The sequence below is a fragment of the Nocardioides sp. LHD-245 genome (genome assembly GCF_030929495.1).
Classification (GTDB): Bacteria; Actinomycetota; Actinomycetes; order Propionibacteriales; family Nocardioidaceae; genus Nocardioides.
Window position 1 is genome coordinate 121,619 of record NZ_JAVFWN010000012.1, and the last position, 13,344, is coordinate 134,962.

Consider the following 13,344-nt stretch of genomic DNA (forward strand, 5'->3'; position numbering starts at 1 on the left):
GGTGGGCGGCGCGCACGACGTCCGGTTTACCGAGGACGCCGCGGAGTTCCTCGCGTGGGCGGGGGAGCGTCTCGCCGAGGATCCGGTGACCGGCACGGTCGTCAACACCAGTGTCCACCGGATCCGCGACCACGGCCGGGGGGACCTGCCGTACTGCTGGTTCGCCGTGGTGACCGACCCGGAGGGGGAGATCGCGGGCATCGCGATGCGCACGGCGCCGTTCCCGCCGTACCCGGTCTACCTGCTCGCGATGCCCGGCGCCGCCGCCACCGCCCTGGCCGGCGCGGTCCACGCCCGCGGGGAGGACGTCGGCGGTGCCACCGGGCTGCGCCCGGCGACGGACGTCTTCGCCGCCGCGCTCGCCGAGGCGGGCGGACGCACGGTGGCCAACGTGCTGCACCACCGGCTCTTCGAACTGGGCACCCTGGTCGACCCGCGTCCGGTGCCGGGGCGCCTGCGGCCGGTCCGCGACGACGAGGCAGAGCAGGCGCTGGTCTGGATACGGCAGTTCTTCTTCGACGCCGACGAGCAGGCGGGCCGCTGCGCCGGGCACGACGGCGAGGCGGGCTCGTTCACGATCGAGGATGTGCGGCGCAAGCTCGTCGAGGGCGTGCTGTGGTTCTGGGTGGACGACGACGATCGCCCGGTGCACCTGACCGGTGCCAACCCGGCCGCCTTCGGCGTCAGCCGGATCGGGCCGGTCTACACGCCGAAGGAGGAGCGCGGTCGCGGCTGGGCGGCCGCCGCCGTCGCCGAGGTCTCGTGGCTGCTGCGCAGCCGTGGCGACCGGGTGATCCTGTTCACCGACCAGGCGAACCCGACCTCCAACGCGCTCTACCAGGCACTCGGGTACGTCGCGGTCGCCGACACGGTGCGGCTCGACATCGACTGATCCGTTCCGGAGCGGGCGCGGGGCGCGCGGTCAGCCGGGGCCGTCGAGCCACGCACGCAGGTACGCCTGCTCGGCTTCCGGCGCCGCCTCGACCAACGCACGCGCCCCGCCCAGGTGCGTGGTGGCCGCCGCTGGGTCGCCCGCGGCGGCAGCGGTGTCGGCGAGGCCGCGCCGGGCCCGGACCTGCTCGGGCAGCAGACCGGCCGCGGCCGCGACCTCCTCGGCCCGCGTGAACCCGTCGCGCGCGGCGGCGTACTCGCCGAGCGTGAGCCGGCCGACGGCGAGGCCGCACAGCGCCGAGGCCTCGAGCACCCGGTCCCCGGAGCGGCGGGCGATCTCGAGTGCGGTGTCGTGGCGCGCGAGGCCGTCGAGCGGGTGACCGAGACTGACCAGCGCCCGGCCCCCTGCGGTGAGGCCGTAGCCGCGGACCGGGTCGTGGCCCACAGCCTCGGCCAGCCGGACGCCCTCCTCGGCCGCGGCCAGCGCGGCCGCCGGGTCGCCGAGGGTCAGCTGGAGCGTCGCGACATTGACCAGGCTCAAGGCCCGCGGCGCGTCGGCGCCGGCCCGGGCGGCGACCTCCTGCGCGAGCTGGTGATGCCGCACCGCCTCGGTGAGGTTGCCGAGTCGGTGCTCGACGATCGCGACGTTGTCGAGGGAGAGCGCCTGGCCGACCAGGTCGCCGGTCTCGGCGGCCGTCTCGGCGCAGCGCCGGAACAGCGCGGCCGCTTCGGCGGGCCGTCCCTGCTGGGCGGCGATGATGGCGAGGGCGTTGAGCGCCTCCCGGGCCTCGACCCGGAGCCCGGCCTCCTCGAGCCGGGGATGCACGGCGTCGAGATGCTCGCCGCCGGAGGCGAGATCGCCGAGCCGGACGAGCGTGCTGCCGAGGTCGAGCCGGGCCCGCAGGACGGCGTCCGGTCGTCCCGCTGCCCGGGCGACGGCCCAGGCGCGCTCGTGGAGGACCTGCGCGTCGGCGTACCGGCCCCACAGGTCGAGCCGGGAGGCGATCGCCCGGGCGAGGTCGGGCAGCACATGGGTCAGCGGACCGTCGGCCAGGCCGGCCAGGAGCAGGAGTGTGTCCGACTCGCGATCGATGCGGCGACGCGCCTCCTCGGCGTCGAGGTCGGGCAGCTCCAGAGCGGGCGGCGGCGGACGGCCGCTGCCCGCGCGCAGGTGGACGTGATCGGCCCAGGCGAGGGCGAGCAGGTGGTGGGCGAGCCGGTGCTGGGCGTCGGTCCGCTCGCGCGGGCGGTCCTCGTCGTGGGAGCGGTCGAGGGCGAAGGTGCGCACCAGAGGGTGGATCCGGAGCCGGTACGGCGCGGCGCGCTGCAGGAGGTGGTGTCGCCACAGCTCGGCGAGCGCGGCGTCGGTGTCCTCGGTCGGTGTGCCGGCGACGGCCGCGACGGCGGTGTCGTCGAGCTGCTCGACCGGCGGTGCGCAGAGCAGCCGCAGCAACCGCTGGGCCGCCGGACTCAGCGCGCCGTAGGTGGCGGCGAGGGTCGCGGCGACGGCGTCGTCGACGCGTAGCCCGCGCCGGCGGGCATCGGCGACGGCGACGAGGTCGGCCAGCGGCCAGTCGTCGCGCGCGGCGACCCGGGTCGCGACCAGCGAGACGGCGAGGGGGAGGTGGCCGGTGGCGTCGGCGAGCGCGGCGGCCGCCTCCGGCTCCGCGGCGACCCGCTCGGCACCGGCGATCGCGCCGAGCAGGCGGAGCGACTCGTCGGGGCTGAAGGAGCCGAGGGTGACCGCAGCGGCGCCCTCGGGCCGCAGCGCGCGGCGGCTCGTGACCAGGTGCACGGTCGGGCCGGCCCGGACCAGGAGCGGACGCAGCTGCTCCTCGTCGGCGGCGTCGTCGAGGACGACGACCTGCGGCCGCTCGCGGAGCAGCGCGGTGTACTGCTGGCGGCGCGCACGCTGGGCCGCCGGCGCCGTACCGCCCCCGAGGGCGCGGACCGCGGCCGTCAGGGCGGCCTCCGCGGCGACGGGCGGCAGGTCGTCGTGGAAGCCGCGCAGGTCGACCTGGAGTCCGCCGGCGACCCACCCGGACGCGACCAGGGCCTGGGCCGCCCGGCGCGCCAGCTGGGTCTTGCCGCTGCCAGCCAGTCCGTCGACGACCACCACCCGGGCGCCTGCCTCGACGGCGGCGAGCACCTCGGCCAGCTCGGGCCGGTCCACGGACGGCTCCTCCGGCGTGGGCACCGGCGCGATCGCGGTGCCGACCATGCCCGCGTCGCGACGATGCTGCGCCGCACTGCTGCGTCGGCGCCAGTGGCCGGCGCTCGCACCGTCACCACCGAGCGCGGCGACGATCTCGGCCACCAGGTCGGCGTCGAGCCGCCGCCGGCCGTCGCGGAAGCAGTCGTAGACCGTGACCCGACCGACGTGGCACTCCTGCTCCGGCAGGCCGCGGGCCCGGCGGGCCTCGACGACCCGCTCGGCGATCCGGGCGTACGACGGGCTGCCGGCCGCGGCGCGGAGCTCGCGCAGGCCGGCGGCGACGTCGTCGAGGGTCCAGGTCACGCCCTCGACCGAGGCCGGGCGGGTGACGGTCACGCGGGTGAAGGTACCCGGTGCGTGTTCGGGAACGTTCGGGATCCGGGACCGTCCCGGTCCGCGCCGGGAATGCTGGAGCCTCGCCATCGATGTCGTGAGGAGCGTGGAGCGTGCGGGTCAGGAAGAGTGCGGTAGCGGTCGCGGGAGCACTGCTGATGGCGTCCTCGGCGCTCGCCCCCGGCTCGGCCCACGCCGAGCAGGCAGCACCGAGCGTGCCGGTCGCCGCCCCCACCATCGCCACCTACCCGGTGCCGACTCCCGACGCGGGGATCGAGTCCCTGGTCCGGGGAGCCGACGGCAACCTGTGGTTCACCGAGAGCAAGGGCTGGAAGCTGGGCCGGATCACGACCGGCGGCGCCATCACCGAGTTCGCCGTCGCGCCGCAGGGCGGCTCGACGGGGCCGACGAACATGGTGGCCGCCCACGACGGCCACCTCTACTTCCTCACCGACACCTCGGCGCGCCTGCGGCGCGCGACCACAGCGGGCGCCGTCGAGCCGATGGCGAGCTACGGGTTCGGACAGGGCGGCTACCTGGCCGCCGCCAGGGACCGCGGCGTCTGGTCGACGAAGCTCGGCCCCAGCGACGCCGTCCTCCGCATGTGGGTCGACCCGGGTACGAACCAGACGACCGGGTGGCAGCTGCCCACGTCGTACGGCATGCCGACGCCGATGGCGGTCGCCGCCGACGGCGCGCTGTGGTACGGCGACGCGTTCGGTCACCTGCGCCGCGTCGATGACGTCCACCCCGATCAGGGCGGCACCGAGCGCTCCTATCCCGTGCAGTGGACCAACGCCAACTACGACGCGACCTCCCTCGCCTTCGGTGCCGACGGCGCGCTGTGGGCGACCGGGTACTCGCCGGGGCAGATCCTCACGTCCTCGGAGGGTGGCGCGATCGGCCGCTTCGACGGCACCCGGCTCACGTCCTGGGAACTGCCGAAGCTCGCCCCCGGCGTCGAGCCCGTGCCGCACTCGATGGTCCTCGGCCCCGACGGAGCGCTGTGGTGGGCCGAGCGGGAGGGCATCGGCCGGATCGCACCCGACGGGGCGATCTCCCGGGCCCGGATCGCGCCCTGGGACCCCGCCCAGATCGCGTTCGGCGGCGACGGCCGCCTCTGGTTCGTCGACCGGGCCGCCAACCGGGTCGGCGCGATCACGATCGACGCGAACCTGTTCCCGCCCCGCCAGGTGGCCCGCAAGGTCAAGCTCCGCGGCGTCGTCGGTGGCAAGGTGAAGGGCCGGATCGTCGCGGAGCCCGGTTGCCGGGCGGGCAAGGTGGTCGCCTACGCCAAGCCGGGCAAGGGCAAGGCCCGCAAGATCGGCGCGGGCAAGGCCAACGCCAAGGGCAGGTTCGCCGTGAAGCTGCGCAAGCGCGCCGCCGGCAAGGTGTTCGTCAAGGTCAAGGCGTCGGCGCCCTCGCCCGGGGTGCAGTGCCTGGCCGCGAAGTCCCGCGCCCGCTGAACGCCCTGGCTCGGTGACACCACTAGCGTTGCTGGATCTCCCGCGCGAGGGCGCTCAGCCTCGCGATGCGTGGATCGGTGCCGAGGAACTCGGTCAGCCAGCCGATCGCCTCGGTCACGTCACCAGCACCGTTCTCCAGGAGCGCCTCGATGTCGACCCAGTCCTTCGAGCGGTCGAAGAGGACCTTGAACACCATGAGGTCGGTCGCGGTCATCACCTTGATGTCCGTGCCGAGGAAGTCGACGGGTTCGGCGCGCTCCGCCACGAGTGCGTGATAGGTCGGATGCTGGGGCAGGAAGAGATCGACGGGGGTGTCGGGGGAGGGCCAGATCAGTCGGATCTGGCCGTCCCGGGCGATGGTCCGCCACGCATCGTCGGGGATCCGGATCTCCTCGGGCAGGCAGGCGAGCATGGTGTCTGGATGCTCGGGGTCTGCCATCACGTTGAGATCGATGTCCGCGGTGAAGCGCGGCTCGAGTACGTGCACGGCCAGCGCGATGGCGCCGCCGACCGCGTGGTCGAAGCCGGCGTCGCGCAGGGCCTCATGGACCGCACGCAGTCGGCGCAGGAGGAGGGGCTGGGGGCCGTCAGGCATCGGCGAGCCGCGGACCAGCGGCGCGGCGGGCGACATCGCGCCAGATCGGCCCCAGGTTCGGCAGCTCGCGCGGCGGTTTGCGCGGGAAGAGGTCGCCGAACTCGAGTACGGCCAGGAACTGTTCGGGGACGGTGCGCCGCCTGCGTCGGACGGTGACCTCGAGTTCCAGCCCGGCGGCCTCGGCCAGGCGTGCCGCCTGGGCGAGACTGGGCTGGGTCGTCCCCTTGAGGTAGTTGTCGATCATCGAGCGACTCACCCCGGATCGCGCCGCGAGCGCGCTCTTGGACAGTCCGGACTGCTCGAGGATCCGGGCGACGGTGCTGCTGGCGGTGGCCATACCTCCATGATGTACGAAAAAGCGTACACATGGAAGGCTGAGCGCATGGCCCTCCATCCCCAGGCTCGCGCGGCTGCCGCGAACGCCGCTGCACAGCCCCCGGTGAACGGTCCCGGCTACGACATCGCCGCCGAGCGGGAGCGGGCCCGCGCGGCCGCCCTGGCCCAGGAGCGGCCGGCGGTGGCGGAGGTGCGCGACGTCGACGCGGGCGGCGTACCCGCACGGCTCTACCTCCCCGAGGGGTACGACGCCGTGGTGGTGCACGCCCACGGCGGCGGGTTCGTGTTCAACGACATCGACGTGCACGACGCCGCCGTCCGGCGGTTCGCCAACCTCAGCGGCACGGCCGTGCTGAGCGTCGACTACCGCCGTCCGCCGGAGCACCGGTTCCCGGCGGCGCCCGACGACCTGTCCGCGGCGGTGCGCTGGCTCGACGACCAGCCGGAGCTGGCCGCCCTGCCGGCCTTCATCCACGGCGACAGCGCCGGAGGCAACCTGGCCCTCGTGGCGGCACTGCGCCGCCCCGACCGGTTCGCCGGGGTCGCGCTGATCTACCCGTTCCTCGACCCGAGCGCGGGCTTCGACTCCTACGCGACGGGCCCCGAGGGCTTCGAGCCGGCCGAGGCGGCCTGGTACTGGCAGCAGTACGCCGCCACGCCGGCCGACCTCGAGCACCCGGACCTCGCGCCGCTGCGCTCCGACGCGCTCGGGACGCTGCCGCCGACGCTGGTGGTCACGGCCGAGCACGATCCGCTGAGCGACGAGGGGGAGCACCTGGTCCTGCTGCTCGCGGAGGCCGGCGTCGAGGTGGTCGGCACCCGCTACCTCGGCCAGGTGCACGGCTTCTGGCGGCACACCGACGTCTTCGACGCGGCCGAGCCGCTGATGTGGCAGGTCGCGGGCTGGATGCGGATGCACGTCGGCAGGGCCGGCCGCACCCCTCGCTGACTGCTGCGGTAGGTTCCTTGTTGCAAACGTTTTGCAACAAGGAGGTGGAGGGTGGCGCGTCGCTGGACCGCCGGCCTGCTCGCCGTCCTCCTCGTCTCCGTGGTCGCCGGCACCGCCCTCGGTGCGATCCACGTCCCGTTCGGGAGCGTGGTGCAGGTCGTGGGCCACCATCTCTTCCTGCTGCCCGGCGAGCAGACCTGGAGCGCGCCGCGGGACTCGATCGTCTGGGAGGTCCGGCTCCCGCGGGTGATCCTCGCGGCCGTCGTCGGCGCCGGACTCGCGGTCTCCGGCATGGCCCTGCAGGCGATGGTGCGCAACCTGCTCGCCGACCCCTACCTCCTCGGTGTCAGCTCCGGTGCCTCCACCGGCGCGGCCGCGGCGATCCTCTTCGGCGTCACCCTCGGCCTCGGTGAGCACATGCTGTCGGCGAGCGCGTTCGTCGGCGCGATCGCGGCGTCCACGCTCGTGTACGTCGTCGCCCGCTCCGCCGGGAGGGTGACCTCCACCCGCCTCCTGCTCGCGGGGGTCGCGGTCGGCTACGCGCTCCAGGCGGTGACCAGCTTCCTCATCTTCGCCTCGGACTCCGCCGAGGGCGCCCGGTCGGTGATGTTCTGGCTGCTCGGCTCGCTGGCCCTCGCCGCCTGGGGGCAGCCGCTCGCCGTCGCGGTCGTGGTCGTGCTCCTCGCCGTCGCCGTGCTGACCGTCCTCGGCCGGCAGCTCGACGCGCTGGCGGTCGGCGACGAGACGGCACTCGCCCTCGGCGTACCCCCGGAGCGGTTCCGCACCGGCCTGCTCGTCCTGGTCGCGCTCTGTGTCGCGGTCGTCGTCTCGGCCGCCGGTGCCGTCGGCTTCGTCGGCCTCGTGGTGCCGCACCTGGCCCGCCGGGCGGTCGGCGCCGCGCACACCCGGGCCGTCCCGGTCGCCGCCCTGATGGGCGCGATCCTCCTGATCTGGGCCGACGTCCTGGCCCGGGTGCTGCTCGCCCCGCAGGAGATCCCGATCGGGATCATCACCGCGGTCGTCGGCGCCCCCTTCCTGCTCATCCTCGTCCGCCGCCTCCAGGCCACCGCGGCCTGACCCCGCTCGACCACCAGGAGAACCCATGCGCCGTCCCCTCGTCGCCCTCACCGCGACCGCCTCCGTGCTCGCCCTGTCCGCCTGCGGCCTGAACGCGACCGAGAAGTCCGCCGGGGGCGGCTCCGGTCCCTATCCGCTGAGCGTCGAGAACTGCGGGTCCGAGGTCACCTTCGACGCCGCCCCCGAGCGGGTGGTGCTGCTCAAGAGTGCGGCGGTGCCCTACCTGGCGTCGCTCGGCGTCCTCGACCGGGTCACCGCCCGGGCCGGGGAGTACCCGCGCGACTACTACGACGACGCCACCTGGTCCGCGCTCGAGGACATCCCCGCGCTGACCGGTAAGACCGACACCTCGGGGCACCTGCTGGTCTCGAAGGAGGTCGTCATCGACCAGGAGCCCGACCTGGTCCTCGGCGAGGTCGACAACCTGAGCCGCGACACCCTCGGCGACGTCGGGATCCCGTTGATCGAGGAGCCCGCGATGTGCGCCGCCGGGCTCGACGAGCCCGGCTTCGACGACATCGTCGACCAGATGACGACCTACGGGAAGGTCTTCGACCGGCCCGAGGAGGCCGCGGCGGCCGGCGCGGAGATCGAGGCGCGGGTGGCCTCGCTGACGGCCGAGCCGGCCGCGGAGCGACGTACCGCCGCGGTGCTGTACCCGACCGTCGGCGGCGGCGTGACCTACGCCTACGGCACCCGCAGCATGGCGCACCCGATCCTCGAGGCCGCCGGTTTCGAGAACGTCTTCGCCGACACTGACGAGCGGGTCTTCGAGGTGACGCCCGAGGAGCTGATCGGTCGCGACCCCGACGTACTGATCCTGCTCCACAGTGCCGGCGACCCGGCCCAGGTCGCCCAGGCGGTCACCGCGCTGCCCGGCGCGCAGAGCATCGCCGCGGTCCGCGACGACAACCTGATGCCGCTGCTGTTCAACTACGTCGAGCCGCCCACGCCCCTCGCGCTGGACGGTCTCGAGCAGGTCCGGGCGAGGTTCGGGTCGTGATCGTCGCCGAGGACCTGCACTTCGGGTACGACGCCCGCCCGGTGCTCCACGGCGTCGGGCTCGAGGCCCGGCCGGGCCGCGTGCTCGGCCTGCTCGGGCCCAACGGCAGCGGCAAGACCACCGCCCTGCGGATGCTCTACGGATCGCTGCGGCCCGCCCGCGGGCGGGTCACGATCGGCGGCCGGCCGCTGGCGACCCTGCGGCCGCGGGAGGTCGCGCAGCAGGTCGCGGTCGTCGTGCAGGAGTCCGACGCCGACACCATGCTGACGGTGCGCGAGATGGTCACCCTGGGCCGGCTGCCGCGGCTGGGCACCTTCCAGCGCGCGGGCGCCGCCGACCGGCAGGCGATCGACGCCGCGCTCGCCCGGGTCGGGGCCACCCACCTGGCCGCGCGGGCGTACACCGACCTGTCCGGCGGTGAGCGGCAGCGCGTCCTGGTCGCGCGGGCGCTGGCCCAGGAGGCCGACTTCCTGCTCCTCGACGAGCCGACCAACCACCTCGACATCCGCTACCAGCACGAGGTGCTCGGTCTGGTCCGCGAGGTCGCGACCAGTGCGGTCGTCGTGCTGCACGACCTCAACCTCGCGGCCCGCTACTGCGACGACCTGGTGCTCCTGCACCGTGGCCGGGTCGCGGCCGCCGGCCCGCCGGACCTCGTGCTCGACCCGGACCTCCTCGAACGCGTCTACGGCATCGGCGTGACCCGCACCGACGCCGCCGGCTATCCGCAACTGCTCTTCCACCCGCTCGCCGCCACCTCCGAGAGGCTCTCCGCATGACCACCCGGCCCCTGCCGCAGGACAGCATCAACGCCTACTGGACCGGCCGCGCGCCGGCGTACGACGACTACCAGCAGCGTCCCGAGCGACGTGACCACGACCGCGCGGCCTGGGCCGAGGTCTTCGGTGCCGCGCTGCCGCCGGCGCCCGCCGCGGTCCTCGACCTCGGCACGGGCAGCGGGTACGTCGCGCTGCTGCTCGCCGGGCTGGGCCACGACGTCACCGCCACCGACCTGTCCGAGGGGATGCTGGCGCGGGCGCAGGCGCATGCCGCCCGGGCCGAGCCCGCCCCTCGGTTCCTGCAGGGCGATGCCGTCGCGCCGGACTTCCCCGACGCCTCGTTCGACGCGATCACCAACCGCTACCTGATGTGGACGCTGCGCGAGCCGGAGCGGGCGCTCGGGAACTGGCGCCGCGTGCTGCGGCCCGGGGGAGTGCTGGCGCTCGTCGACTCGACCTGGTTCCCGACCGGGCTGGACCGCGACACCTCCACGGACTTCGTCGAGCTCTACGACGACGGCGTCCGGGCGCTGCTGCCCCTCGCCGCCGCGACATCGATCGACGCCACCCGCGACGTCATCGCCGCCGCGGGCTTCGAGGACGTCACCGTCACCCCGCTGCGCAGCATCCTCGAGCTCGACCGCCGCTTCGGTGTCGCCCCGGACCACGAGGTCCAGCTGCAGTTCCTCGTCACCGCCCGCCGCACCTGAGTCCCTGCCAACGATCGGTCGGATCAGCCCGCGTCGACGACCTCGAGGGTGCCGTCGTCGCGCTGCCACAGGCCGGCGATGTGCAGCAGTCGCTGGCGGCCGACCTGGTCCCAGGCGTGGTAGACGAGCCGCAGTGACCTCTTGTCCACGAACGCGCTCGCCCCGCCGGGGCCGAGACGTCCGGTCGACGCGGTGGAGAGCAGCGGCTCCCCGCCGTTCTGGCGCACGCACGGACCCTCGGGCCCGGCGCAGATCGCATAGCCGGTCGCGTAGTCGGCCCGCTCCCACGAGTTGCCGGAGTAGAAGAGGTAGGTGACTCCCCGGAACTGCACCATGCTCGGGTTCTCGATCGTGTCGCCCTCCCACGCCCGGTCGAGAGTCAGCAGCTCCCGGGTCTGGGAGCCGTCGGCGAAGCCGGTCCCGTCGGGGTTGAGCTGACGGACGAACAGCCCGGCCGGGCGACGGTTCACGACACCCGAGAACTTCCACAGCAGCCACGGGACGCCGTGCTCGTCGACGAACACGTCGGGGTCGATGACGCCGAGCTGCGCCTCGCCGTAGCAGATCGGCTCGCCGACCGGGCGGAACGGACCGGCCGGGGACGGCCCGCGGGTCAACCCGATGCAGTTGTGCCGCTGCCCGCCCTGGGTGCCGGCCGGCGCGGCGTACGCGGCGGTCCAGCCGTCGCCGACCCTGTCGACCCCGGGCGCCCAGAGGTCGCGCCCCCCGTCGCCGCTGCGCACCCAGCCGGCGATCTCGATCGGGTCGACCCGGCCGCCGCCGCCGGTGGCCAGCGGCGTCCAGGTGACCAGGTCGCGCGAGGTGAGCGTCGGCAGCCTCAGGTGGGAGGTGTTGGTGGCGTAGGCGTACCAGCGGCCCTGGTGGCGCACGATGTCCGGGTCCGCGAACACCCCGCGGTACGCCGCCCCCGGCTGCCACCGTGAGCTGTTGCCCGCGATCCGCACCGGCTCGGGCCGGCGCTGTGCGGGGAGCTCCTGGGCGAGCCGCTCGGCGAGCTGCGCGAGGTCCTGCATCTCGCCGGCCAGCACGTCGCCGGGCAGTGTCGTCGGCAGCGCGCTCGGCTCCGGGATCAGCGGTGCCTCGGTGGACGTGCCCTCGGCCGCGGGCGGGGACGCCTCGCCGGAGCCGCAGGCGGCCGCGACCAGCGCGACGACCACCAGCGCGGCCGTGACCGCGACGCCCCTGCTGCGCATGCCCGCCTCCTCCGGGCGGCCACGATAGAGGACCGGGCGGCAGCGGTCTCAGGGTCGGCCGAAGCGGATCGTCCGGGTCTGGGGGATGTAGCCGGGTGCCGTCACGCTCACCCGCACCGAGACGACCTTGCCACGCAGGGCCCGGCGCACCTTCAGCGTGCGACCGGTCGCGCCGGGCAACAGCCGCTTCCCGGCGTACCACTGCAGCTCGGCCCGCGCGCCGAGGGCGAGCGCCTCGGCGGACAGGACCGGCGGCGACACCCGGGCCCGCTTGCCGACGCGGGCCTTCGCCCTCGCCGGCTTCCGGGTCGGCCAGGCCGCGACGGCGCCTCCCGGCAGCGCCGCCGGGGTCACCGGCGCGGTCTCGGCGGAGCGGGCCACCCCGGGCCCGGTGAACCAGGGCGTGCCGGGGCCGCTGTCGGCCGGCCGGGTCGTGGTGACCTCGACGCCGATCCGGGCGCCGACGTCCGCCGGCGTCACCCGGTACGTCGGCCCGGTCGCCCCCGCGATCGGCGCGCCACCGCGCAGCCACAGGTAGGTGTGGGCGTAGGTCGCCACGGAGGGGCGCCAGAGCCCGGCGGACGCGGTCAGCACCTGACCCGTCGCCGCCGTCCCGGACAGGCTCGGTGCCACCGCGCCGAACGGCGTGGTGTTGACGACCACCACCGGCGCCGAGTCGACCGGTGCTCCGGTCCAGGCGTGGAAGCCGTCGGGCATCGCCCGCACCGACAGCTCGACCTCCCAGCCGTCGTCGAGGCCGTCGAGGACCAGCTCGGGCCCGGTCAGCCCGTCGATGACCACGCCGTTGCGCAGCCACTGGAGGACCGTCCCGGCTGCGGCGTCGCCCCACACGACGTCGGAGTGGGCGTGCAGGGTCCGGCCCCACTCCGGGGTGCCGGTGATCGTCACCCCGCCGCTGACCCGGGTCGTCGCCGTCTTGAGGGTGCGGATCCCGAGATCGGTGTCCGCATCGGCCGCCAGCGGGATCGTCGTGAGTCCGACCGAACCGGCGCCGAACGGCACCCCTCCCGCGCCGGTCGTGGCGCCGGTGAGACCGGAGTCGGCGAAGGAGAAGACGTAGTCGCTGCCGACCGGCGCGACGAACCGCAGCGCGAGCCGCAGCCCGTTGGGCACGGTCGGGAGGTCGAAGGCGAAGGTGCCGTCCGCGGTCAGGGTCCGGACCGGCACGCTGTCGAGCCGGTACCAGTCGCCCGGTAGGTTCCAGGCGCCGTCGCTGGCCCCCCACAGCTCGACCTGCACCCCCGCGACGCTGCGCCCGGGAGCGGCGAGTGCCCGGCCGCCGTACCGGTGGAGGGCGAAGTCGGTGAGCAGCGGCGTCGTGCCCAGCGTCGTCGCCGCGCCGTCGGTGACGGTGATCGTGCCGGCGCCGGTCACCGTGGTGCCGTTGCACGAGCCCGCCGCGACGCCGGGGGAGGACCACCAGCGGTCGCGGCCGAAGCTGCAGGGGTTCATGTCGGACCAGAAGGTGCTGAACGCGACGTGGTAGGTGCCCGTCGCCAGCCCGGTGAGCGCGAAGGTGCCGTCGGGGCCCACCCAGGAGCCCGCGCCCGCGGTGAAGCCGGTCGGGTGGGCGGTCGTGCTGACGAGGACCTGGACGCCGCGCACGTCGTACCCGGCCGGGACGGTCACCGTCCCGGTGATGGAGCCGGTCGCCGTCGCCCGGGCCGGGCCGGCCAGGACCGGCGCCGTCGCGGAGCTCAGGACCAGGGCCAGCAGGACCAGCAGTGCACGTCGCATCCGGCCATCGTCGGGCGG

12 protein-coding genes are annotated in these 13,344 nt (G+C 74.9%); 7 read left to right on the top strand and 5 right to left on the bottom strand.

Translation table 11 applies throughout. The features are described from left to right. Window position 1: 1 nt before the first annotated feature. Entirely contained in the window at window positions 2-892 is an 891-nt protein-coding gene (locus tag RB608_RS18375) for a GNAT family N-acetyltransferase (protein WP_308089497.1), read from the top strand. 30 nt (window positions 893-922) lie between these two features. Here the strand turns inward: RB608_RS18375 and RB608_RS18380 are convergent, their stop codons facing one another. Continuing rightward, a complete protein-coding gene (locus tag RB608_RS18380; RefSeq protein WP_308089498.1) occupies window positions 923-3,442 on the bottom strand; it encodes a tetratricopeptide repeat protein in 2,520 nt (839 codons plus the stop codon). A gap of 110 nt (window positions 3,443-3,552) precedes the next feature. Between RB608_RS18380 and RB608_RS18385 the strand changes: the two genes are divergently transcribed. Further along, the gene (locus RB608_RS18385; RefSeq protein ID WP_308089499.1) at window positions 3,553-4,905 is read left to right on the top strand and encodes a hypothetical protein; all 1,353 of its coding nucleotides are present in this window, start codon (window positions 3,553-3,555) and stop codon (window positions 4,903-4,905) included. 22 nt (window positions 4,906-4,927) lie between these two features. On the opposite strand, the gene RB608_RS18390 is transcribed toward RB608_RS18385, so the two are convergent. Both RB608_RS18390 and RB608_RS18395 read right to left on the bottom strand, forming a co-directional pair. Then, entirely contained in the window at window positions 4,928-5,500 is a 573-nt protein-coding gene (locus tag RB608_RS18390; protein ID WP_308089500.1) for a hypothetical protein, read from the bottom strand. After that, window positions 5,493-5,837, bottom strand: coding sequence for a helix-turn-helix transcriptional regulator (locus tag RB608_RS18395; RefSeq protein WP_308089501.1), 345 nt, complete (start codon window positions 5,835-5,837; stop codon window positions 5,493-5,495). Before RB608_RS18395 ends, RB608_RS18390 begins: the two co-directional genes overlap by 8 nt. 45 nt (window positions 5,838-5,882) lie before the next feature. Between RB608_RS18395 and RB608_RS18400 the strand changes: the two genes are divergently transcribed. The 5 genes from RB608_RS18400 to RB608_RS18420 are packed head-to-tail and all read left to right on the top strand — an operon-like array spanning window position 5,883 to window position 10,354. Further along, the gene (locus tag RB608_RS18400; RefSeq protein ID WP_308089502.1) at window positions 5,883-6,785 is read left to right on the top strand and encodes an alpha/beta hydrolase; all 903 of its coding nucleotides are present in this window, start codon (window positions 5,883-5,885) and stop codon (window positions 6,783-6,785) included. Between the two features lie 51 nt (window positions 6,786-6,836). After that, on the top strand, window positions 6,837-7,862 hold the full coding sequence (locus RB608_RS18405; RefSeq protein ID WP_308089503.1) for an iron ABC transporter permease: 1,026 nt from the start codon (window positions 6,837-6,839) through the stop codon (window positions 7,860-7,862). A 25-nt stretch (window positions 7,863-7,887) separates the two neighbouring features. Beyond that, the gene (locus RB608_RS18410) at window positions 7,888-8,865 is read left to right on the top strand and encodes an ABC transporter substrate-binding protein (protein WP_308089504.1); all 978 of its coding nucleotides are present in this window, start codon (window positions 7,888-7,890) and stop codon (window positions 8,863-8,865) included. Then, the gene (locus RB608_RS18415) at window positions 8,862-9,644 is read left to right on the top strand and encodes an ABC transporter ATP-binding protein (protein WP_308089505.1); all 783 of its coding nucleotides are present in this window, start codon (window positions 8,862-8,864) and stop codon (window positions 9,642-9,644) included. The genes RB608_RS18410 and RB608_RS18415 overlap by 4 nt, the downstream gene beginning before the upstream one ends. Further along, window positions 9,641-10,354, top strand: a complete 714-nt coding sequence (locus RB608_RS18420; RefSeq protein ID WP_308089506.1) for a class I SAM-dependent methyltransferase — start codon at window positions 9,641-9,643, stop codon at window positions 10,352-10,354. Before RB608_RS18415 ends, RB608_RS18420 begins: the two co-directional genes overlap by 4 nt. Window positions 10,355-10,377: 23 nt before the next feature. Here the strand turns inward: RB608_RS18420 and RB608_RS18425 are convergent, their stop codons facing one another. Beyond that, window positions 10,378-11,568, bottom strand: a complete 1,191-nt coding sequence (locus RB608_RS18425) for a glycoside hydrolase family 43 protein (RefSeq protein ID WP_308089507.1) — start codon at window positions 11,566-11,568, stop codon at window positions 10,378-10,380. Between the two features lie 48 nt (window positions 11,569-11,616). After that, the gene (locus RB608_RS18430; protein WP_308089508.1) at window positions 11,617-13,326 is read right to left on the bottom strand and encodes a hypothetical protein; all 1,710 of its coding nucleotides are present in this window, start codon (window positions 13,324-13,326) and stop codon (window positions 11,617-11,619) included. Between the last annotated feature and the right edge of the window lie 18 nt (window positions 13,327-13,344).